General features: G+C 51.1%; 11 protein-coding genes, 1 tRNA gene and 1 pseudogene. 5 read left to right on the top strand and 8 right to left on the bottom strand.

All coding sequences use genetic code 11. The features are described from left to right. Positions 1-21: 21 nt before the first annotated feature. From VIS48_06490 to VIS48_06460, 7 genes are all read right to left on the bottom strand, one after another. A complete protein-coding gene (locus VIS48_06490) occupies positions 22-426 on the bottom strand; it encodes a DUF1761 domain-containing protein (GenBank protein HEY9165793.1) in 405 nt (134 codons plus the stop codon). Between the two features lie 197 nt (positions 427-623). Further along, complete coding sequence (locus VIS48_06485) at positions 624-2,603, bottom strand: S9 family peptidase (GenBank protein HEY9165792.1); 1,980 nt, start codon at positions 2,601-2,603, stop codon at positions 624-626. 127 nt (positions 2,604-2,730) lie between these two features. Beyond that, positions 2,731-3,291, bottom strand: coding sequence for a hypothetical protein (locus tag VIS48_06480; GenBank protein HEY9165791.1), 561 nt, complete (start codon positions 3,289-3,291; stop codon positions 2,731-2,733). A gap of 162 nt (positions 3,292-3,453) precedes the next feature. Next, a complete protein-coding gene (locus VIS48_06475) occupies positions 3,454-6,621 on the bottom strand; it encodes a hypothetical protein (GenBank protein HEY9165790.1) in 3,168 nt (1,055 codons plus the stop codon). Between the two features lie 174 nt (positions 6,622-6,795). Beyond that, positions 6,796-8,628 (bottom strand): glutamine--fructose-6-phosphate transaminase (isomerizing), encoded by a 1,833-nt coding sequence (glmS, locus tag VIS48_06470; protein ID HEY9165789.1) that lies wholly within the window; start codon positions 8,626-8,628, stop codon positions 6,796-6,798. Positions 8,629-8,636: 8 nt separating this feature from the next. After that, positions 8,637-9,359: a peptidoglycan editing factor PgeF gene (gene pgeF, locus VIS48_06465; protein HEY9165788.1), complete on the bottom strand. Its 723-nt coding sequence runs from the start codon at positions 9,357-9,359 to the stop codon at positions 8,637-8,639. After that, positions 9,359-10,702 (bottom strand): aminotransferase class I/II-fold pyridoxal phosphate-dependent enzyme, encoded by a 1,344-nt coding sequence (locus VIS48_06460; GenBank protein ID HEY9165787.1) that lies wholly within the window; start codon positions 10,700-10,702, stop codon positions 9,359-9,361. Before VIS48_06460 ends, pgeF begins: the two co-directional genes overlap by 1 nt. Positions 10,703-10,760: 58 nt before the next feature. Between VIS48_06460 and VIS48_06455 the strand changes: the two genes are divergently transcribed. The 5 genes from VIS48_06455 (at position 10,761) to VIS48_06435 (ending at position 20,801) form a co-directional block, all read left to right on the top strand. Further along, positions 10,761-10,833: transfer RNA gene (locus VIS48_06455), tRNA-Lys, on the top strand. A 652-nt stretch (positions 10,834-11,485) separates the two neighbouring features. Then, a complete protein-coding gene (locus VIS48_06450; protein HEY9165786.1) occupies positions 11,486-14,656 on the top strand; it encodes a two-component regulator propeller domain-containing protein in 3,171 nt (1,056 codons plus the stop codon). Continuing rightward, positions 14,643-15,323 (top strand): response regulator transcription factor, encoded by a 681-nt coding sequence (locus VIS48_06445; GenBank protein HEY9165785.1) that lies wholly within the window; start codon positions 14,643-14,645, stop codon positions 15,321-15,323. Before VIS48_06450 ends, VIS48_06445 begins: the two co-directional genes overlap by 14 nt. Positions 15,324-15,557: 234 nt before the next feature. Then, a complete protein-coding gene (locus VIS48_06440; protein HEY9165784.1) occupies positions 15,558-20,153 on the top strand; it encodes a LamG-like jellyroll fold domain-containing protein in 4,596 nt (1,531 codons plus the stop codon). A gap of 306 nt (positions 20,154-20,459) precedes the next feature. Then, on the top strand, positions 20,460-20,801 hold the full coding sequence (locus VIS48_06435; GenBank protein HEY9165783.1) for a response regulator: 342 nt from the start codon (positions 20,460-20,462) through the stop codon (positions 20,799-20,801). A 13-nt stretch (positions 20,802-20,814) separates the two neighbouring features. Here VIS48_06435 and VIS48_06430 read toward each other — a convergent pair. Next, a pseudogene (locus tag VIS48_06430) lies at positions 20,815-21,418 on the bottom strand (IS3 family transposase). Between the last annotated feature and the right edge of the window lie 314 nt (positions 21,419-21,732).

Below are 21,732 nucleotides of genomic sequence, written 5' to 3'. Positions count from 1 at the left end.
TCGCACTTTGAGGATCCGATGTCACATCCATGAGGAGAGAATCGAACCCATCACGAGAAGAGCTATCAACCAGAAACCGTTGTCAAGCAGCCAGAGTCCCCACGGCTTCTTCTCATACAATTTTGTCATCAGGGTAACTGGGGCAACGTAACCGAGCCAGCCGAAGAATCCGCCCATTAAGCCGCCGCCGACGCCAGACATTTTGGTAAAGTAATCGCCGAACGCTATCGAGTGAAAAAGTACGAAGCTCATTACGAACGAACCGATGAGCGGCAGGATTATGTTTATCGGTTTTGGTTTCATGTCCGTTATTCCGGTCAGTTTTTGCCAGACCTTTCCGAATATCACAGCGTACCAGATTGTAGCTATGACATAACTTGCCACCGCCGCGACGACAACCGCGAGATAATTCATGTGTACTTCCATATCTATGTCCTCCCTGAGAATTAGTTTAGCATTGTGGACCATGCAACCCTGGAACGTACCAGGGCAGCAATGTATCGAACGTGATTCTAACCAATATGAGATTTAGAAACACGAAGAAAAAAATCAATCCCGGTAGAACCGCCTCGAGATGATCGGGCATCCCATGGTACAGCCGTCAAGGCAAATGAACAGATTCATTATTTGAGATACTTCTCCATCCATTCGACCCAACGTTTATAAACGTCAGTCCTTCTGACAATTCCGCCCGGAAAGTGAGTATCGACCGGGTACGTATAAAACTCGGTATGAACTCCGTTGTCGCGCAGTGCGTGGTACATTTCGTAGCTGTTTATTATCGGCACGTTCGGATCACCTGCGTCGCCCATGATCAAAGTCGGCGCTTTGACGTTGCGCGAGAGTTCAATCGGCGACTGTTCGCGCCAGATATTCCAGGACTCTTTAGTCCATGGCGAGCTGCCGAAGAAATAAAGATCGAAGGTCTGGTAATAAGCAATTGTATAGTCCATCACCCAGTCGTTAAGCGCCGCGCCTTCAACCGCGGCCTTCCACCTGTCAGGATAAAAGCCGTTGAGCCACGACGTCATGTAGCCGCCGTACGACCAACCGGAAATCCCGATGCGGCTGGTATCAATGGCGCCGGTCTCTTCAGTCTTAGCAAGGCCTGCCAGGATGTCCTTTCCGGGTCCTTCGCCTGTGTCGCGGAATATTGCGTGTTGGTAAGCGTCTCCAAGGTTTGTGCTGCCCCGGTAGTTCGGCTGGAGAACGAAGAAACCTTTTGCCGAAAGAAGCTGGGCCAGCGGCGAGAACGATGTAGTCGATGCCGCCTCGGGGCCGCCATGTATCAGGATAACGATCGGATACTTCTTCCCGCTTTTATAATCGACCGGATAAGTCAGAACGCCATCTTCATCGAACCCATCAGTGCTTCTCCAGTTTACGCTTTCACTTCTACCGAGTTTCAAAGTGTCCGCAAAGGCATTCAGATTCGTCAAGCGTTTCGGTTTTCCAGTGATTGCATCGAGATAATAGAGCTCCACCGGATGAGCAGACGTACTGCCGAGAAAGCAAATAGCACCATTCTTAGACACGGTCGCACTTTCGGCGTTCGCATCAACGTCGCCGAGATTCAGCTCTTCGGCGCGTCCGTTTAACGCCAGGCGCCAGAAGGTGGCATGTGTTCCATCTTCTCCCGCGAGGAGCAAATCGCCGTCCGGAAGCCAGACAAAGCCATAAAAGTTTCTCGCCAAATCGCGTGTGACGTCCGAAATATTTCCTCGAGAGTCGACGTACACTCCGTTTCCGTTATTGAGATCTCCATTCCGCGGGCGCATAAAAGCAAGCGTCTCTCCCGAGTATTGAGGCTTCGCTGCCCCTTCGTCCTTGACCACGGTTCTTATTTCTCCACCCGACGTGTCGATTTGCGTGATCGTGCAATGCCAGCTATTTCCTTCCCACACATCCGGAAACCACTGGAAGGCGATTGAGGTTCCGTTATTGGTCCATACGAGGGGAGAGATCGATTCCTGGTCCGTCTCGAGGCTCCATGAGCCGCTCGTGAGGCGCATTGCCTCTCCACCTTTCGATGAGACAATCCAAACGTGCCAGGGCTGAAGCGGCGCGCGGACTGTGTAGTTGTTGTCGGTCACCTGAAATGCGTCTTCGTGGTGTTCGACTGCTTTCGGATTAGGAACGGTATCCTGCGCGACGAAGGCGATCTTCGAACCATCTGGGCTCCACGAAAATTCTGCCACGCCGGTCTTACAATCGGTGACCCTAATGGCATCACCACCATTCATAGGCATCACAAAAATCTGCGACTCTTTGGATTCAGGATCTTTCGCGCTGAATGCCAGCCTGGAACCGTCCGGCGACCACCGGACATTCGAGATTCCTTCACGCTCAAATGTCAGGGGACGAATGGACCCGTCCGCCACAGACACTAGGTCTATCTCCTGTTTCGCTTTGTCTTTTTCCCAATCCGATTTCGAAACGGTCACTGCTATCGTTGATCCATCGGGAGAGATCCGCGGATCGGACAGGCCAACAAGATTACGAAGATCAACCAGCTGGAAGGGACTCTGTGCGGACTGAGGCAAACTCACGCTCGCTATCAAAAATTGGACGACCACTGAACAACTCGGAACGAAATACTTCATACCATCACCTTTCACCGTGTTTATGAGACAGCCTGCCCCGAAGTTATGATAAAGAACGAGTAGATGAGCAAAGCAGATCTCCCGGGCTTGCGTCCCGGGAATCTGCCTGACGCCCGAAGAGTCGACTCTATCTTGGCCAGAGCCAGCCGAAGAAGCCCGCCGTCACGAGGGCGTAGATCAAGCCGTCGACGGTCGACTTGATCGTGAGGCTGAGTGAACGGAACCACCATATCGGCATCTCCCAATGCGCCACGACGTAGGCAATAAATGCGGTCACGCCCGCGAAACGGAAGACGTGCAGATAAGTTGCTCCCGGCGGAAGCGCCCGCCCCGCAACGTACGAGACGAGGATCCCGACCACGACAACGTAGATGAACCACTTAATGAGACTGGGAGCCATCGGAATCATGCCGTTCTTTCTTACTGTCATAACAAGGACCGGACCGTCATTCATCTTCTGCTGAAACTCGGGAGTCTTCAGCTCCTTCATGCTGTAAGTTCTCGGGACCATATATTCTCCCGGTGGAATATTAAGCGGCTTAAGCGCGTTCCTGACTTTGTCCTCGTCCGGCACCTTTGGATAATCGTTCTTGTGCCATGGCAGGAACATATGAACAATCGAACTTAATATGAAGACTCCAACCGACGAAAGCAGGATCGGCAGCCAGAGTGTGTGAATCGGTGTCATGTTTTCCTCCTCTTTTGGAATTATCTGATGAATGACTTGCAGCACCTGTACCAGCAGTCCAATAATAACTAAATCGTCGACCTATTCGCAAATAGTCCTTGTCGTAATCGTAAAAAAGTAGATTCGAAGGTTCGGATTCGCGAGAGCTTCGGTCATAATAAATCAAGGCATTCTCAAATGTTCGGGCTTAATCAAAACTACCCGGATTGGATTCAACCCCGCGTTCAACAGTAAACGATCGAGATATCGGAGATCAGTAGCAGCCAGCTTGTTCCATCGGGAATCCGATTCGTGTAGTTCCTTCTTGACTACATCATATGCTTCCGACATCTGGCGGGTCGGCTGACGGTCGGCGCTCATTACAGCCATTTCAAGATTGCCGGCTGCACCTGCATCGAGCGCTCGCCTCAACTTGGAAATATTTGAAACGAGCGAGTCAAATGCCGACTCCAATGTCGGATTAGATCGGCCGACTTTCTCAACTTCGTCGAGTTGCGAGAAGGTCGAATCGAGTGTCGAGCGGAGAACAATAATGTCAGACGTTGTATTCCAAATCTCGATGGCAAGCGCAAGCTGCCTTTCAAGCGCTTTCGAGTCGACTGTCACGCGCGGGTCTAGCACGACGTTAAGAGATTGAACATAAACACGGCCAGCTGCCGAAAGTCTCACCTGATATTTGCCGGGAAGAACCAATGGGCCTTGCGGTTCCATTACTGAACGACCGTTGGCGACCGCCATACCATATTCTGCACCTCCGCCCGGAGGCGGCGGGTAACAAAGATCCCAGACAAATCGGTTGAGCCCCGGCTCGTTTGATAATTTTTCATTTTCCGGATGCCAGTAGTTGGCAACGGGCTGATGTTCCGTGTCGGCTGGAACAACCTGATCACTTGAGAACCGACAGACGATATTTCCCGACTTATCAAGTATTTCGAGTTCGATCGGTCCGCGCACATTTTCTCGGAGATAATAATCGATTATAGCCCCGCTAGGCGGATTCGTGCCCTGCGGTTCCTCAGGCGGAAGAGGAGTGTCGCTGTTCTCGCTTCTCCTTATTCGCACAGCACGTTCAGGTTCGAATAAATGTGCACTCGAGTCAAGGACTGTCTCACTCATTTGTTGAAGCGGTGACAAGTCATCAAGCGCCCAGAACGCGCGCCCGTGAGTGGCCGCTATGAGATCATTATCATGGACCGCAAGATCACGGACAGACACGATAGGCAGATTGAGTTGAAGCGGCTGCCAATTGTCACCGTCATTAAAGGAAATGTAAACTCCGGTCTCCGTCCCGGCATACAACAAACCCTTACGCGTCAAATCACTTCGAACGACGTTCACATAAGAGCCATCGGGAATTCCCGAATCCGCTCTCGTCCAATTCTTTCCGAAATCGGTCGTGCGATAGATGCAGGCTTTCTGATCGTCAAGCCGATGCTTGTCGACGGCTGCATACGCCTCCCCGGCATCGAACGGTGAAGCGTCAATCATCCCGATCTTGTTCCACGCTTTGAGCTCTTTGGGTGTAACATTGTCCCAGTCCTTGCCTCCGTCGCGCGTGAGTTGAATGTATCCGTCGTCGGTTCCGATCCAGATCATTTCTCTTTGCACAGGCGATGGAGCAATGGAATAGATAACGCCCCAGCCGCTGTGCGTGGAATCGGATCTTATACCGGTGTTCCTGGTCAAATCGGGACTGATCTCATCCCAGCTCAATCCTCCGTCATTTGATCGAAGCAGTTTCTGCGAACCGAAGTACAAAACGTGAGCGTCGTGCTTGTCGAATACGATCGGTGAAGTCCACGTAAAGCGGAGCTTTCTGGAACTGATCGGCTTCCCGAACTCCGCGAGCAGGGATGGCGAGATCACTTGAGATTGACCGGTCCTGGTGTCGAACCTGAACACACCGCCGTAAGTATCGCCGCCATAAACGACATCAGGATCAGCGGGATCAGGCGCGATGTATCCGCTTTCACCCGAGCCAACGGGATGCCAATCCCTGTATGTTATCGATCCATAATCGCTGCGAGTGACGATCGAAGCGGTACCGGCGTCCTGCTGTGCGCCATAAATTCTGTATGGAAACTGATCGTCCGTGGCGACATGGTAAAACTGGCCGGTCGGTTGATTGTACCAGCTGCTCCATGTCTTCGCGCCGTCGACGCTCACTACCGTTCCCTGATCGCTTGCCAGAATCATGCGATCGTGATTAGTCGGATCAATCCAAAGAAAGTGATAATCGTCGCCGCCCGGTGCACCTTTGATAGGGGAAAAAGTCTTTCCAGCGTCCGCGCTTCGCATGAGCGCGACGTTAGGACAATAGATCACATCAGGATTCTCTGGGTCGACGGACACTTGAGAAAAGTACCACATCCTGGCGGCGATGCGCTTGTCATTCCCGGCAAGCCGCCACGTTTCTCCCGCGTCATCGGAGCGATACAAGCCGGATCCTTTTTTGAGATCCTCCATAAGTGCGTAGACGATTTTGCCCTGCGAGCCGCGCGCGACGGAGACGCCGATTCTTCCGTATGGCTTCGCGGGCAATCCCGGTGAATTGAGCTCGCTCCATGTGAGGCCTTCATCAGTCGATTTGAAAAGGCCGCTACCAGGACCTTCATCAGGTGGATACTGACTCCAGGGTGTGCGCCGTGCTTGCCACATGGCCGCGTATACAAGTTGAGTATTTTCAGGATCCCATCCGAGATCAACGGCACCGACATCCGGACTTTTGTAAAGAACCTTGGTCCAGGTTTCGCCGCCGTCAGTTGATCTATAGATCCCGCGTTCCTCGTTCGGACCATACGCGTGGCCCAGCGCCGCGACAAGCACGAGATTTGGATTGCGTGGATCGACGAGAATCCTGCCGATGTGTCTCGTATCGTCAAGACCTAAATGGTCCCAATGCAAGCCGGCATCCGTGGATTTAAAAACACCGTCACCGTAAGTCAAATCGGAGCGCATGTCACATTCTCCCGTGCCGACATACAGGATTTTCGGATCTGACGGAGCAACCACCAGCGCTCCGACAGATGAATTAGTCAGGCCGGTAGACATATTCTGCCATGTGACGCCCGCATTTTCCGTTTTCCAAACTCCACCATCGACGGAACCGAAGTAAAAGACATAGGGATTTCCCGAAACTCCAGTGGCTGCGAGTGAGCGCCCGCCTCTGAACGGACCTACCAATCGCCACTGCATAGCGGAGAACGGGGTCCGATTCGATTGAGCCGAAACGACAGACGATAAGATTATCGCAAGGGACAAAGCCGCTAACCCGTACATGGGCGCATTACCGAATAAATCTGGTCGAACGAACTGGAATCTCTTTCGCAATTGCGTCTGCCTTCCTTAATGCAAATATGTGAAAAGCCGTTAACTCTTAAGACAAGTGGGATGTTGAAACAACCGGAGAGACTAAAGACAAAATTCCACCGGTATAATGCCGACAATTGGTACCATCAAATGATACAAACAGCTTTTGGGGGGAATTAGTTTAACGCGGATTGATTATTCTACCGTCACGCTTTTCGCAAGGTTTCGGGGCTGATCGACATTACATCCGCGGCGTACCGCCATATAGTAAGAAAGAAGCTGCAGCGGAATGACGGACAGTATCGGGCTGAGGCACTCAAGGGTTTTCGGAACTTCGATGATGTGATCTGCAATTCCCTTCAATCGATCGTCTGCCTCATTGGCAATTACGATGACGTTTCCTTTTCGGGCGCGGACTTCCTGTATGTTGCTCAGAATTTTTTCGTACGTGGAGTCTCTCAGAGCAATAAAAACGGCGGGCATGTTCTCGTCTATGAGAGCAATGGGTCCGTGTTTCATTTCCGCCGCGGGATAACCTTCAGCATGGATGTACGAAATTTCTTTGAGCTTCAGTGCGCCTTCGAGTGCAACGGGGAAATTCACGCCCCGACCCAAATAGAGGAAGTTCTTCGATTCTTTGAACTCATCAGCAATGGCCTCTATCTCCTTAGTATTGCCGAGTATCTGCTGAATCTTTGCCGGAAGGAGGTGCATCTCCCTTACAATCTCTTTTCCCTGCTCGACAGTTATGGTTCTTCTTTTTCTGGCAAGGAAAAGATTTATTAGATTCAGTACAACAAGCTGCGAGGTAAACGCCTTCGTCGAGGCCACACCTATTTCAGGCCCCGCATGGATGTACACTCCGGCGTCGCTTTCTCTCGCGATTGTGCTTCCGACGACGTTTACTATACCGTACGCAGCGGCGCCTTTACCTTTTGCTTCGCGAAGCGCTGCCAGAGTGTCAAGAGTCTCCCCGCTCTGGCTTATCGTCCACACTATGTCACCTTCGAGGAGGACCGGGTTCCTGTATCGGAACTCAGAAGCGTAGTCTACTTCTACAGGAATCTTTGAAACTTGCTCCAGAATATATTTTCCCACAAGAGCCGCGTGCCATGACGTACCGCAGGCGAGTATCACGAATCGTTTCGCCTTTGCTATCTTGTCCTCGACTTCCCGCAGTCCGCCCATTTTGGAAATGCCATCCGAGTCGATGAGTCTTCCGCGCATCGAATTGAGGACGGTCTCGGGCTGCTCGTTAATCTCCTTCAACATGAAATGAGCATAGCCGCCTTTCTCGATCTGCTCGAGGTCGAAAGTCAGGCGCTCAGCCGCCCGTTCAACGGTCTCATCATCGAGATTCTTGAGAGTGACGCCCTCTTTGGTGAGCACGGCAATTTCATTATCGTGGAGATAAACAACTTCACGTGTGTGCTTGATCAGCGCCGACGCGTCTGAAGCGATGAGATTTTCCGAATCCCCCAGCCCGACGAGAAGCGGACTCCCTCGTCTTGCAGCGACCAGCACGCCCGGCTCGTCAGCGGACATGACCACAATTCCGAACGTGCCGTCCACCTCTTTCAATGCAAGCCTGACAGCAATCTCGAGGCTGCGAGTCTTCGGATAAAATTCCTCGATGAGATGAGCAAGCACTTCGGTGTCCGTCTGGCTTTTGAACGAATGTCCGAGCGATAGGAGCTTGGTCTTCAGAGCCGAGTGGTTCTCCACTATTCCGTTGTGTACGAGCGCGATTCTTCCGGTGCAATCCAAATGCGGATGAGCGTTTACGGTATTCGGCTCGCCGTGAGTCGCCCAGCGAGTATGCCCTATCCCAACGTTGGAAGGATTCGAGCCAGAGAGCATCTTCTCGAGTTTTGACACCTTGCCGGGTGTCTTAATCACATCGATGCGTCCGTCGCGGTATAGCGCCACGCCGGCGGAATCGTAGCCACGATACTCGAGCCTTTTCAGTCCTTCAATCAGGATTTTAGTTGCGTCTTTGGTCCCGATGTACCCTACTATTCCACACATGATTTCTCCTATCTGATTCCGATCGCGGCGATCATTCTCCCGCTGGCGTTCCCTTCGCGGCGGAAAGAATGAAACTCAAGATTACATATGGTACAACTTTGATTAACGTCGATGTTGCCAGAGGGAATTCCTCTCGCGGTCAGTTGGACTGCGTTAGCGGACTTCAGGTCGAGCATCGATTTGCCCGCGGCATTTCCCGGCTTTAAAAAACTTGAATCGAAGTTTGCCGCCACTTCTTCGCCGACTTCATAGCAGCATTGACCAGCCGAGGGTCCGATATAAGCGAGGAGATCCTCGGGCCTGCATCCGCCTCTGCCGATCATGAATTCGAGCGTCTTCCCGGCAATGGAAGAGCTGGTGCCCCGCCATCCCGCATGTACTGCGGCGATCGTAAGATTTCGCCTGTCGAAGAGGAAAACGGGGACGCAATCAGCAATGGATATAGCGAGAGGGAGACCTTTTCTCGTCGTCACGAGCGCATCTGCGTTCGGATAGTTGCCGGACTTCTCCACAAACACAAAGTGGTCACTGTGAATCTGGCCTACCCTTGCTGCCGCTGATTCTTCGAACCCGATATCTTTAAAGAATTTCTTTCTGTTAGATTCTTCCGGACCGCCGATACGGCCGGTTCGGCGCATGCTGTAAAGCATGGGCATGTCCGAGATACGCAAACTGACCGCGTTCACTGCTCCATAACTAGCGAGAAGCTCCGAGCTGACGAATGTTTTCATCAAATCAAATTAAGCGCTTCCTGCAAATCTCTCATTATGTCGTCAACTTTTTCGAGACCGATTGACAGTCTCATTCCGCCGGGGTCAATTCCTTTCTTGATCTGTTCGGCCGCCGGGATGGCAGCGTGTGTCATGCTTCCGGGGTGCTCGACGAGGGTCCTGATGTTTCCCAAGCTCACTGCGAGAGTTATTGTGTACGCATTTTTTGCAAGATGGTTGATGAGTTTCTCACCCCGGCTCCTGCTTTCTTCCGGAGAATGTCCTTTCAGCACAAAGTAAATCATTGAACCGGGCGCAAAGTTCCCGTCGAAGTCGCGCATTTGCTTTCTGGCAAGTGAATGCTGCTTGAAATCCTCAAGGCCGGGGTAACTGACCTTCTCGATCTTCTGATGGCCGGCAAGAAAACGAGCGATTTCAGAGGCGGTCTCCTGCTGCCGCCGCAATCGCGTGGCAAGTGTCGGAAGCCCGTACACGAGAGCGTTCCAGGCGTTCCGCGTACTGAGGACCGCGCCGAAATCCTTGCGATAGAGCAGTAATCTGTCCCTGCTCCATGATGGGCCGATCACGGCGCCGCCGACGTCTGTACCGAATCCCCCGATATTCTTCGTGAGCGAGTGAACCACGAAGTCTGCTCCGACTTCAATCGGGCGTTGGCAGAACGGAGTGGCGAAGGTGTTATCGACCACCACGCTGATGCGGTTTCGTTTTCCTCTTTTCTTGTTTTCTTCGGCGACAATTTTTGAAACTGTTTCGATGTCGATCAGGTCGAGCGTCGGATTCACAGGCGTCTCGAAATAAATCACCCGTGTCGCGGGAGTTATTGTGCGCTCGAGATTTTTTGTCGAAGTCAGGTCAGCGAATTTCACATCGATGTGGTATCGGGGGTACCAGAGCGTCAGGAGCTCATAGGTGCAGCCGTAAAGCATCTTATGCGCGATCAACTGGTCGCCAGGCGCCGTCAGTATCCCAAGCGAAGCCGCCACGGCTCCCATCCCGCTTGCAAAACTTACGCATGCGTCGCCGGATTCGGCGAGGGCGAGATTGTCCTCAAGGAAATCTTTGTTCGGCTCACCAAGCCTGTCGTAAATGTATATAGGCGCCTTTTTCGATATTTCCTTTCCTTCTACGGTGTGCGCGAACTCCACGAAACCCTGAGCTCCCCGCTGCGCGGACTCGAGTCTGAATGTCGCACTCGCCGTGATAGGCGGGACCAAATGGTGAGAGTAATCCCATTTCTCCGAATGTGCCTTGCCATAGATGAGATGTGTTTCGGTGCTGTACTCATTTGCCGACGGCACTCGCCTGGTGCCCGAGACTTTCGGTTTTGCCTTGGTCTTCTTCATCGGTGGTCTCCTTTTTTCGGATTGATTTTAGAGCTGCCGAATTTTATATTGCAATGATGGATCACTAGCTCAATTGGTAGAGCAACTGACTCTTAATCAGTGGGTTCGGGGTTCGAGTCCCCGGTGATCCACACTATTCATTTACTCTCAATCCCATTTCGAATCTCTCCCAACAATTGGTAGAGCAATCCGTCCATCCGGACGGATGAGTTCGGGGTTCTCCCGAAGGTCCGTAGTCCCGAAGGTCCGAAGGACTCCTTCGGAGGATCCCTTCGGGAGACTCCTTTCCGACGGAATCCTTCGGATCGGAGGATCCGCCTCTGGCGAAGAGTCCCCGGTGATCCACATAATTTACTTCTTTTCAGCCTTTCTTGTCAGCAACCTTCAGAAGAATTTAGCATCTTACTGAACACTTTACTGTACAGTCTTCTGTACCATGATATTCGCAGCTTTGCTCCGGAGAAACACAAAACAAGGAGCCAAAAATGTTTCTCTTTCGGAGACGCGGGATCTACTACATCAAATATCTCGATGAAGCAGAAAACAGAATTAGACGGGTAAGCACTCATTGCAAATTAAAACAGGATGCAACAAAATTCCTCTCGAGATTTGAAAGTGAGCTCTTGGCACTGACCTGCCGCCATTTGATGTATCATTATGAAGTAAGTGGTCCTGTCAAGCATCGGCAACCTCACTTACGGTGCTGTCCGAGATTGCTTCTCCGTCAGCAGCGTGCACGGAATCTTTGATGCCCTGTCCTTGTTGAGTTTTCCATTGGAGAACATGAGAATCACATCCTTCGTCCCTTTATTGCTCGCAGCGTGGAGCACTGCCGCATTCGCACAACAGGTAACGTTCGAACACCTTTCCCTTTCCAACGGTTTATCCCAATCCTCTGTATATGCGATCGCACAGGACTCGCTCGGATACATATGGTTCGGAACGCAAGACGGGCTCGACAGGTATGATGGATACTCGTTCAATGTATTCCGGAATGACCCCGTCGATTCCACCTCCTTGTCGGGGAATTATGTCATCAGGTTGATGGTGGACCGTGCCGGGACCCTTTGGGTCGCTACTGCGGGCGACGGCCTCTCATCGTATGACCAGGTCACCGGAAGATTCACACAGTACCTGCACAAGAGTAATGACCGGGCCAGTTTGAGCAACAACGATATCCATGCTATCTACCAGGATTCAGAAGGTAAAATATGGATAGGCACGGTCGAAGGGCTCAATCTCTTTGAACCAAAAACGGGTTCATTCAAATCGTTTTTCTTCCATATCTCCGGCGCAGACTCGATCCGCTCCAACTACATAAGTTCCATCTTTGAGGACAAGGATCACCGGTTCTGGATCGGAAGTCTCGACGGAGCGGGGATCCTGGACAGGAATAACGGGACGTTCATAAAAGTACGGTCTGACAATATCGTGATAAACAAAATCCTTCAACTGCAAGATGGTACAATCCTTTTTATAGGAGCAGGAGTTTACTCGTACGATTCTCCGCAGAACCGGCTGATCCCCTGGAAGAAACGTTTCACCGATGAGATCGAGAAAAATATCGGGAGCGAAGGTGCCGTGTTGAACGGAGACGGTACGATCTGGCTCAGTTCGTATGAGGGACTCGGACTTATCGGAACAAAAACCGACACTGTCGCTGTATTCCGGAATAACCCGAGCGATCCGGGAAGTCTCTCAGAGAACAGTATTCTTTCTCTCTGCAAAGACAGATCCGGAATTCTGTGGGTTGGAACCTATGCTGGCATAAATAAGTTTGTCCCGACCAAAAAGAAGTTCGACTACTACTCTCCCAATCCCAAAGACCTTAACAGTCTGAGCAATCCACGAGTGCGTTCCTTTGCCGAAGATGCGAACGGAATGATTTGGATCGCAACACAAGGCGGGCTTGACCGATTCGATCCGAAATCCGTCAGGTTCGCGAACTACATGCAAACTAATAGCAATCCTTACCATCTCACCTCGAACACGTTCTGGAGTGTGATTGTTGACCAAACGACAAAAGGAACATCGGTATGGGCGGGAACTAACGGTGGCGGGATCGACATTCTACATTTTCCTAAGAATCGTTCGTACACCAGACCCGTCGTGAAGAACTTCCGATTATCAACGCAGGAATACAGGGCTCTATTCAGCAATGTGATAAACTCCCTTTATCACGATCGTTTCGGGAATATTTGGGCCGGCCACGATTACGGTGTTACAGAATTAATTCGTAACGGCCCTGGCTATATTGAGAGACCTTTCCCTTTCCCTTCAAACGTGAACTGCATTTTTCAGGATAGTGACGGGGCAATATGGATCGGTGGGTACTCGTTACCCTTGCAAAAGCTGGATCCCGAAAGGAACAATTTCATTCCTGTTTTCACCGACAGCGGCTTCACGATGACACTTGCAGCTAAAAGCGTTCTAAGCATGACTGAGAGCTCCGACGGCACATTGTGGGTCGGCACTTACGGAGGACTTCTCCATCTCGCGAGAAGCGGAAATCTGATTCGGGTCGTTACAGTGAGGGACGGTCTGCCGAATAATGTTATCTACGCGATCTTGAAGGATCATTATGGAAATCTCTGGATGACCACCGACATGGGATTGTGCAGGTATTCTCCCACTACTGGAGTCATCAAGAACTACACCGAGAGCGACGGTCTGCAGAGCAATGAATTCAACCAGGGATCGGCATTCGAGTCGTCGGACGGGAAATTCTATTTCGGCGGCATTAACGGTTTCAATTCGTTCTATCCCGACAGCATCCATGATAATCCGAATGTTCCTAAGGTGGTGTTTACTGATTTCAAAATATTCAACAAGTCAGCAGCGCCGTCGTCTTCAGGCCGCAAGCAAACGATCTGGACGGCTCGATCGGTGGATTTGAATTACAGTGACGCGGTGCTCACATTCGATTTTGCTGCGCTGGAGTTCACGGATCCTGAAAGGAACAAATATGCATACAAATTGGATGGATTCGATAAGAATTGGCAGAGTTTGGGGAGCAAGCGGGAGGTAACGTACACAAACCTGGATCCAGGCAAGTATGTGCTTCAAGTGATAGCTTCGAACAACGACGGTGTATGGAGCAATGAGGGGAGGTCGCTCGTGATCTATATTTCGCCGCCATGGTGGATGACATGGTGGTTCAGGGCTGCTGCCATTCTCACGTTCCTCTCAATTGGTCCGGCGGTTTATTATCGCCGGGTCACGGCTTTAAAAAAGGAGACGGCACTGCAGAGGGAGTTCTCCGGGCGACTCATCGAGAGCCAGGAGAGTGAACGAGGCCGCATCGCAGCAGAGCTCCATGATACTATCGGTCAGGATTTATTGGTCATAAAGAACCGCGCCTATCTGGCTAACCAATCAAAACGGATCACTCCGCGCGTGAAAGAACAGCTGGATAAAATCTCCGAGACTGTTACTCAATCGCTTCAAAATGTCAGAGAGATTGTAAGGAACCTGCGCCCGTACCAGCTGGAACGCATAGGCCTTACGGGATCACTGAAGTCGATGCTCGATTCGGTCGCCTCGATCTCGACAAAATCGGGACACTCTCCTTACATCAAGTTGGAAGTATCGCTGGAGAACATCGACGGTCTCCTCTCGGACCATTCCAGGGAGAGAGAGATGAGTTTCTTCAGAATCGTACAGGAGTCGGTGAACAATTTAATGAAACATTCCGGTGCGGCCTCAGCATCGGTGACGGTAAAGAGAGAGTCCGGTCGGATTATTGCCACGATACATGACGACGGAAAAGGGTTCGATTACGATACGGAACTCATTAATAGGCAGAGAGCAGGTTTCGGATTGTCCGGGATGAAAGAACGTACCAGAATTTTGGGCGGAAGTCTGACTGTGGTGTCCGGTATTGGGAAAGGCACTACAGTGACGCTCGTTGTACCTGTAGATGAAACGCAAAATCAGCGCAATGAAATCAACTAGTCGGCGAAAACAACCGTATCCCAGGCGCTCCGTCATCATAGCAGATGATCACCCGCTTTTCAGAAAAGGTCTGAAAGACTTCGTCACTTCATCAGGAGAATACGAGGTCGTTGCAGAATCTTCCGACGGCGAGGAGGCCTTGCGGCTGATAAAACAGCTCCAACCGGCGGCAGCCATACTTGATATTAACATGCCGCGGCTGGACGGAATCGCAGTCGCAAAAGAAGTCATTCGCCAAAAGATGAAAACGGAGATCGTGATTCTCACGATGTACGAAGACGCGGAGCATTTCGAGCTTGCCATGGATGCCGGCATCACAGGATATCTCTTGAAGGACAGCGCAGCCGCCGATGTAGTCGCGTGCCTGAAGTCTGTCCTCGCCGGAAAGAGTTACATCAGTCCGATGCTGTCCGGTCATTTGATGAAGCGAAGCTTGAAGTTCGTCAAAGGGCTCGAGAAGAGACTTGGGATCGACTCATTGACTGCAACGGAGAGAAAAGTCCTGGAGATGATTTCGAAAAGCAAATCAACTAGAGAAATCGCAGCCGAAATGTTTGTCAGTCCGAAAACAGTGTCAGCACACCGTTCAAACATATGCGCGAAGCTCGGCATTCACGGGACAAATGCCCTTCTGAAATTCGCTATCGAACATAAAGACATGTATTGATGTAATATCGCAAAAACCCTCCTGCAGTTTCTAAAGCGGGTTTGAATTGCACCCTCAGTGCGCTCGCTAGAGGATTGATAGGTACTATTACCTAGTTAAATACCGTTCATCGCCTATAACACCTCGCTCTCGCTTCTCTTTAATTGGAGTCGAGCCGCAGCGACGCCCCAGCGACTTGTGCGGCAGAGCAGTTGACTCTTACAGAAACAATGATCGAAGGAGGAGGAGAGCGATATGAACTGTACGGGATTTTTTTCCGGATTGAACTTAAAGAGGCGATTGTCGTCTTCTTTCGCCACAGTCTTGATTCTGACAGCGTTGTGGACCACAAACTCACGTGGACAGACAGCGCCGTCCGTGACGACCGGTAGTGCAACGGATATCAACGGGAACGATGCCACTGTCAGTGGCTACGTTACACCGAACGGAGCACGTACTGCCGCATGGTTCGCTTATGGACTCACGAATGGTTATGGCTCCGTTTCGTCATTTGACACGGTGGATGACCACAGATATGCGGTGAAATTCAACGATGCAGATTCTAATGAGATCACTACTCCAAATTCAATAAATTTCGCGTACAGTGACGGGGGTTACCAATCATTTACAATCGAAGCTTGGGCAAAACGAAATCCGAATGGGACGGCCGACTGCATTGTGGGACAAGGCGCATCGTCATTGACCGATCAGCAAGATCTCTACTTCGGATTTGAAAGCTCTTCCAATGGCAATGTCTTTGAGTTCACGTTTTCTACTGAAAGCTTCCGCACAGTCACAACATCCGTCGGGTATACCGACACATTATGGCATCAATGGGTCGGTGTGTGGGACGGCAGCAAACAGTACTTGTATCTGTACCAGGATGGACACCTGGTCGCCAGCACTTTCAATCAGCTTGTCGATCAGACTGATGCGCCGATTGTTATTGGCAGAGATACATATGATGCGACATCCTATTTCAACGGCGAAATAAGCCAGGTCAGAATATGGGGAACAGCGCTCGACTCAACCACGATACAAGAATGGATGAATCGAAATGTGATTTCGTCGCACCCGTATTACTCGAGCCTCCTCGCCGAATGGATAATGAACGAAGGAAGTGGTACAACAGTCGGGGATTCCAGCGGTCACGGAGACTCGGGAAGTCTGCAGCGGTCAAGTTGGACAACATCGGGATGGTCAGCGCCATTTGAGACATCGATTACAGGCCTGACTAATGGGGCGACATACCACTACAGGCTTTCGGCGACAAACTCAGCGGGGACCACAAATGGTAACGATTCCGTGTTCACAACGATTGGAATTCCGTCGATCCAAACGTCCAATCTGGAATTCTCCAGCATCGGCAAGAACTCCGCGACGTTGACCTGGACGAACGGTAATGGTTCCGATCGAATCGTGGTCGTCAGAGCCGATTCCTCGCTGGATACCTCGAACGTTCCCACCAATAACACATCATACACGGCAAACTCCTCTTTGGGCATCGGCTCGGAAATTGGCACCAGTGCTTATGTTGTTTATGTGGGATCAGGAAATACGGTCAGCATAACAAATCTTCCAGAGGGTAACTACATAGCGGCGGCTGTGTATGAGTTGAATGACCTTTCAAGTCCCGTCTATGACACCGCATCACCCGCAAAGTCAACAGAGGCGACGATCACGCCGTCATATTCAACATCTCCCGGAACGGCTCTGTATTTCAATGGCACTTCGTCGTACGTCGATATCCAGAACTCTGGGTCAGCATCGGAACTCAACTTTCGTGGCTCCTTCACCATCGAGGGATGGTTCAAGACCAACGGACCGTTCAGTTCTCAGTCGTGGATTCCGATAGTCAATAAAGGAAACGGTGCATGGAGAATTCAGAGGTATAACTCAACCGATCACCTTGACTTCGGTACAAACGGTCTGAGCCAGCAAGATCTGGAGGGATCAACAACCATTGATGACGGGAAGTGGCATTTCTTTGCGGCCGTATACAACGCGAGCAGCTCCACAAAGTTTCTTTATGTCGACGGAAATGCAGATGCGGAAGCGGGGTCGGTAAGCGGCAGCCTCGCGAGCGACAACGACGATCTTGCAATAGGCTATAACCTCGGGGCATCTAACGGATACTTCAACGGAAACGTCGACGAAGTGCGAATCTACAATGTGGCGCGCACGCAGCAGCAAATACACAACGATATGTTTTCGACGACAACCGGTGCCCAAAACGGACTTGTAAGTTACTGGCAATTCAGCGAGGGAAGCGGTAGTACGACTGCAGACTCGGTGAGCGGCCTTAATGGCACACTCACGGGTTCGCCCGCGTGGCAGACTTCCAATGCACCGGTTGGAGAGTACGGAAAGTACGATGCGACAACCGCCGCGGACAGCGTCGGAGTATCAGGAGCAAACCTGAATGCAACGATCACTTCCACGCCCGATAGTGTTAACCTCCTTGGCTTGTACTCTTTCGGTTCGGTAGATGACATTTTCATCGCAAGCGAAACCTTTCCTTCGGGTGTGAACAAACGTTCGGCAGTCATATGGGGAGTATTCGGTGTGGGAACAAATACAGCAAACCTTACCTTGAACTACAGCAGTTTCCCTGGAATCCAGAATGAATCCACATTGAAGGTGCTTAGACGTGAAGAAAGTGACAGCGCGTGGACGGACGCTACTTCTGGCTTTGCACATAACACATCGAGCCACACATTCACTGCAACAGGAGTTAGCGCACTCGGTCAATTTTCAATAGGTGCCGGGGGTGATAATACGTTCACCTTCAGTGCACCGTCAGTTCAAGATTCAAATTTGACTTTTTCCAATATCGGCAGAAATTCGGCGACACTGACCTGGACAAATGGAAATGGCACGGACCGTATTGTGGTGATGAGAAACGATACTATGATGGACAGCACCAATAATCCCGGCAATGGGACAATCTATGGAGCAAGCTCAACGTTCGGAAACGGATCGGAAATCGGAACGGGAGGATATGTGGTCTATTCCGGCTCAGGTAACTCCGTCAGCGTCACAGGCCTCACAGCAGGCAATTATTTCACTGCCGAGGTGTTTGAGTTCAACAACCCGTCCTCGCCTGTATATTTAACGACATCTCCCGCCAAGACAACCCAGGCCACGACTACTCCGAAGTACGCTTCTGATCCGGGCGAAGCAATTCACTGCTCCTCCGGGTCATCATCTTACATCGCCATTCAAAATTCCGGAACGTCATCTCAATTCAGCCTCGAGAGTTCCTTCACAATTGAAGGATGGATCAAAACAGACGGAGCGTTTACCTCCCAGTGGGCGGGGATAGTGTGCAAGGGCGACAATGCCTGGAGAATCCAGCGTTATAGTTCCACCGATAATCTGGATTTCGGTACCAGCGGTCTTTCGAGTCAGGATCTTCAGGGCTCCACAACGGTCGATGACGGGAAATGGCACTTCTTCGCCGCGGTTTATGACGGATCCAATAAATATCTGTATGTCGATGGAAGACTCGATGCCTCTGCGTCAGGAGTAACCGGCACTCTCGGAACGGATGCTTTCGATGTCACCATCGGCAACAACCTTGAGGCAACGGGAAGGATATTCTCCGGTGAGGTCGATGAAATTCGAATCTGGGATAACGCCCGTACCGAACAGCAGGTGCGGAACGACATGTTCTCTACCGTTAGCGGTCCGCAGATCGGCCTTGTCAGCTATTGGCAATTCAATGAAGGGACCGGCACGACAACCACAGATTCGGTGAGCGGATTCCAAGGTACGCTGGTGAATCCCTATTCGCTGGAATGGGTTGCCTCAGGCGCACCGGTCGGCGGGTACGGTTCTTATGATGCGTCCGCTTCAGCAGACAGCACAGGCCCGTTGGGTGATATGGTCACCGCTTCGATCATCTCTCCCGTTGACAGTCTGAACTATCTCGGTTTGTACTCCTACGGCACGCCCAATGACACAGCTGTTACCGACGAAACTTTCCCCGTCGGGATCACTAAGCGCTCACCTCTCGTTTGGGGAATCTTCGCGGTAGGAAACGATACAGCAAATGTAACTCTGAATTACAGCGGACTTGCCGGAATCCAAAATGAACCCGGGCTCAAAGTCCTGGAGCGCGCTGAGGTCGACAGTCCATGGCTCGATGTGACATCGGGGTTTACTCAGAATGTAGCGAACCACACTTTCTCGGCGGCTGGCACTCATTCACTCGGCCAATTCTCCATCGGAGGAGGAACGGATAATTCCCTTCCTGTTCAGGCTTCAGATTTCCTCGCCACTGCCGGCATCGGTTCGGTCACCCTCTCATGGAAAACTCAGTCGGAACTTGACAACGCGGGATTTAATATTCTGAGAGAAGATCCGGGTACTCCTTTGTTCAAAGTCGTATCGACTTACACAGGCAACGATAGTCTCAGAGGCCTCGGGACTAATTCAACCGGAAAGATCTACGATTACACCGATAACAAAGTCATATCGGGATCAACTTACAAGTATAAGATTCAAAGTGTGTCAACCTCCGGGATCACAAAAGACTTATCGACACTTTCCGTGACAGTGGATGTCCCGAAGACGTATGCACTGTATCAGAACTATCCGAATCCTTTTAATCCGAGTACAACGATCAGGTTCGATCTGAAGCAGCAATCAGTAGTTCATCTCGATTTCTACAATACACTCGGACAAAGAGTCGGAGAATTTAATTATGGAACGATGAACGCCGGAAGGTATAACGAATCTTTGAACCTGGGCGCATTAGCCAGCGGTGTGTACTTCTACAGGATTGTAGCCGAAGGTCAAAATGGCGAGGAGTTCGTTTCGCTGAAGAAACTGGTTCTGTTGAAATAAATCCGAGTGAGGCCCCCGATTTGTGCGGCGGCCTCACCGCAATCCGGGAGATGAAGGATGCTGCAAAAAGCGTTGACAAGAGTTCTCCACCTAACCGACGGCAGGAACTGTCCTTCGTGCGGCGCTCGTATGGTAAGAGTTCACAGGAGGATGGAAGACAAGCTCCTAAGCCTTGTGGTTCCGGTAATTCGATGTAAGTGTTGCGGAGATTACCGGCTGGTGTTATCCGAAAATGGAAGATCCAAGCGAAGGCTGTTCTTGTAGCGGCCGTAGTTCTGAGGACATCCGGCTAATGCGGCGTGAAGCATGAAAATAATGATCGTCGATGACAACAGAAATATCCGTGAAGTTATGAAAAGCACCGTGACTCGACGCGGAGATGAGATCTGCGAATGCGAAAATGCCAGGAGTGCAATCGCGCTATACAAAACCTTCCAACCTGATTGGGTGCTGATGGATGTGGAAATGGAAGGAACAGACGGCATTACCGCAACGAGGGAGATGTTGAGAGTCGATTCGAAAGCCAGAGTTATCATCGTTACGCAATACGATGAAGTGCACTTTCGGATCGCGGCAGAAGATGCAGGCGCCGTTGCATTTGTCAGCAAAGAGAATCTGCATGAGTTGAACAGGATCATTCATGCGTAATATAAAAATGAGTGAACTCCGGCCCGTTGCCCGACCGGATGAACCTTGGTGTCCCGCGGGTTATGAACAGATCCTTCAGTGTATCGATAACATCGTTTGCAGTTATCTTTCTCTTCACTCTTATCGCCAGGCATTCTCTTGTATACTGGTCGATGATGTTTAGCATTCGTAGTGGTTTTCCGTCGCTTGTCCTCTCTGCGACAAAGTCGTAGCTCCATGCGTGGTTTTTGTATTCAGGACGAAGTCTCACACACGATCCGTCGTTGAACCGTAGCCTCCCACGCTTGGGCTGTTTTTGGGGCACTTTGAGCCCTTCTATCTTCCAGAGTCTCTCTACTCGTTTGTGGCTCACTCTCCATCCTTCTCTTCGGAGCATGATAGTCATTCTCCTGCAGCCGTATCGTCCGTACTGACATGCGAGTCATGCGTTCTGTGAGTCGTTCTGTTGCTGTATCCAGCCTCGCCACAGCCCTCTGTGTCGACCTTGGCTGTGTTTTTTTGTTCCCCCCAGTACCACGCAAGCTCTTCGTTCCGATACCTGAAGATTATCCATTACGACCTCAACCGCCCGGCGCCTCTTTGCCGGGCTCACAAGTTTCCCCGGAGTGCCTCCTTTCCCGAAGGGATGCCTTCGGCACAGTATCGAGTTGTCTACTGTCAGATCCGCTACAACCTTCCGCAGTCTCTGGTTCTCCTGCTCGAGTTCCTTGTAACACTTTGCCTGGTCCACCTGTAGTCCACTCGACGAGTCCCTACGGGTCTATCGACCCGAAGGGTCGTAGACGAGTCATGGTTGTGACCCCCGTAACTTGGTCCATTTTGAGTGAGAAAAAAAGGGTACATTTGCACTAACAAAATGGAGCCTACAGGACATGAAGAAACGATTCACGGAACAGCAGATCGTCTTTGCCCTCCGGCAGGCTGAAGCAGG

Source organism: Candidatus Kryptoniota bacterium, from assembly GCA_036567965.1.
Classification (GTDB): domain Bacteria; phylum Bacteroidota; class Ignavibacteria; order Kryptoniales; family JAKASW01; genus JAKASW01.
This window is presented reverse-complemented; position numbering and strand designations above follow the sequence as displayed.

Coding starts and splice junctions, on each gene's coding strand:
- VIS48_06490 (HEY9165793.1), bottom strand. CDS start 426: ATGGAAGTACACATGAATTATCTCGCGGTTGTCGTCGCGGCGGTGGCA.
- VIS48_06450 (HEY9165786.1), top strand. CDS start 11,486: ATGAGAATCACATCCTTCGTCCCTTTATTGCTCGCAGCGTGGAGCACT.
- VIS48_06445 (HEY9165785.1), top strand. CDS start 14,643: ATGAAATCAACTAGTCGGCGAAAACAACCGTATCCCAGGCGCTCCGTC.
- VIS48_06460 (HEY9165787.1), bottom strand. CDS start 10,702: ATGAAGAAGACCAAGGCAAAACCGAAAGTCTCGGGCACCAGGCGAGTG.
- VIS48_06480 (HEY9165791.1), bottom strand. CDS start 3,291: ATGACACCGATTCACACACTCTGGCTGCCGATCCTGCTTTCGTCGGTT.
- VIS48_06485 (HEY9165792.1), bottom strand. CDS start 2,603: ATGAAGTATTTCGTTCCGAGTTGTTCAGTGGTCGTCCAATTTTTGATA.
- VIS48_06435 (HEY9165783.1), top strand. CDS start 20,460: ATGAAAATAATGATCGTCGATGACAACAGAAATATCCGTGAAGTTATG.
- VIS48_06440 (HEY9165784.1), top strand. CDS start 15,558: ATGAACTGTACGGGATTTTTTTCCGGATTGAACTTAAAGAGGCGATTG.
- pgeF (HEY9165788.1), bottom strand. CDS start 9,359: ATGAAAACATTCGTCAGCTCGGAGCTTCTCGCTAGTTATGGAGCAGTG.
- glmS (HEY9165789.1), bottom strand. CDS start 8,628: ATGTGTGGAATAGTAGGGTACATCGGGACCAAAGACGCAACTAAAATC.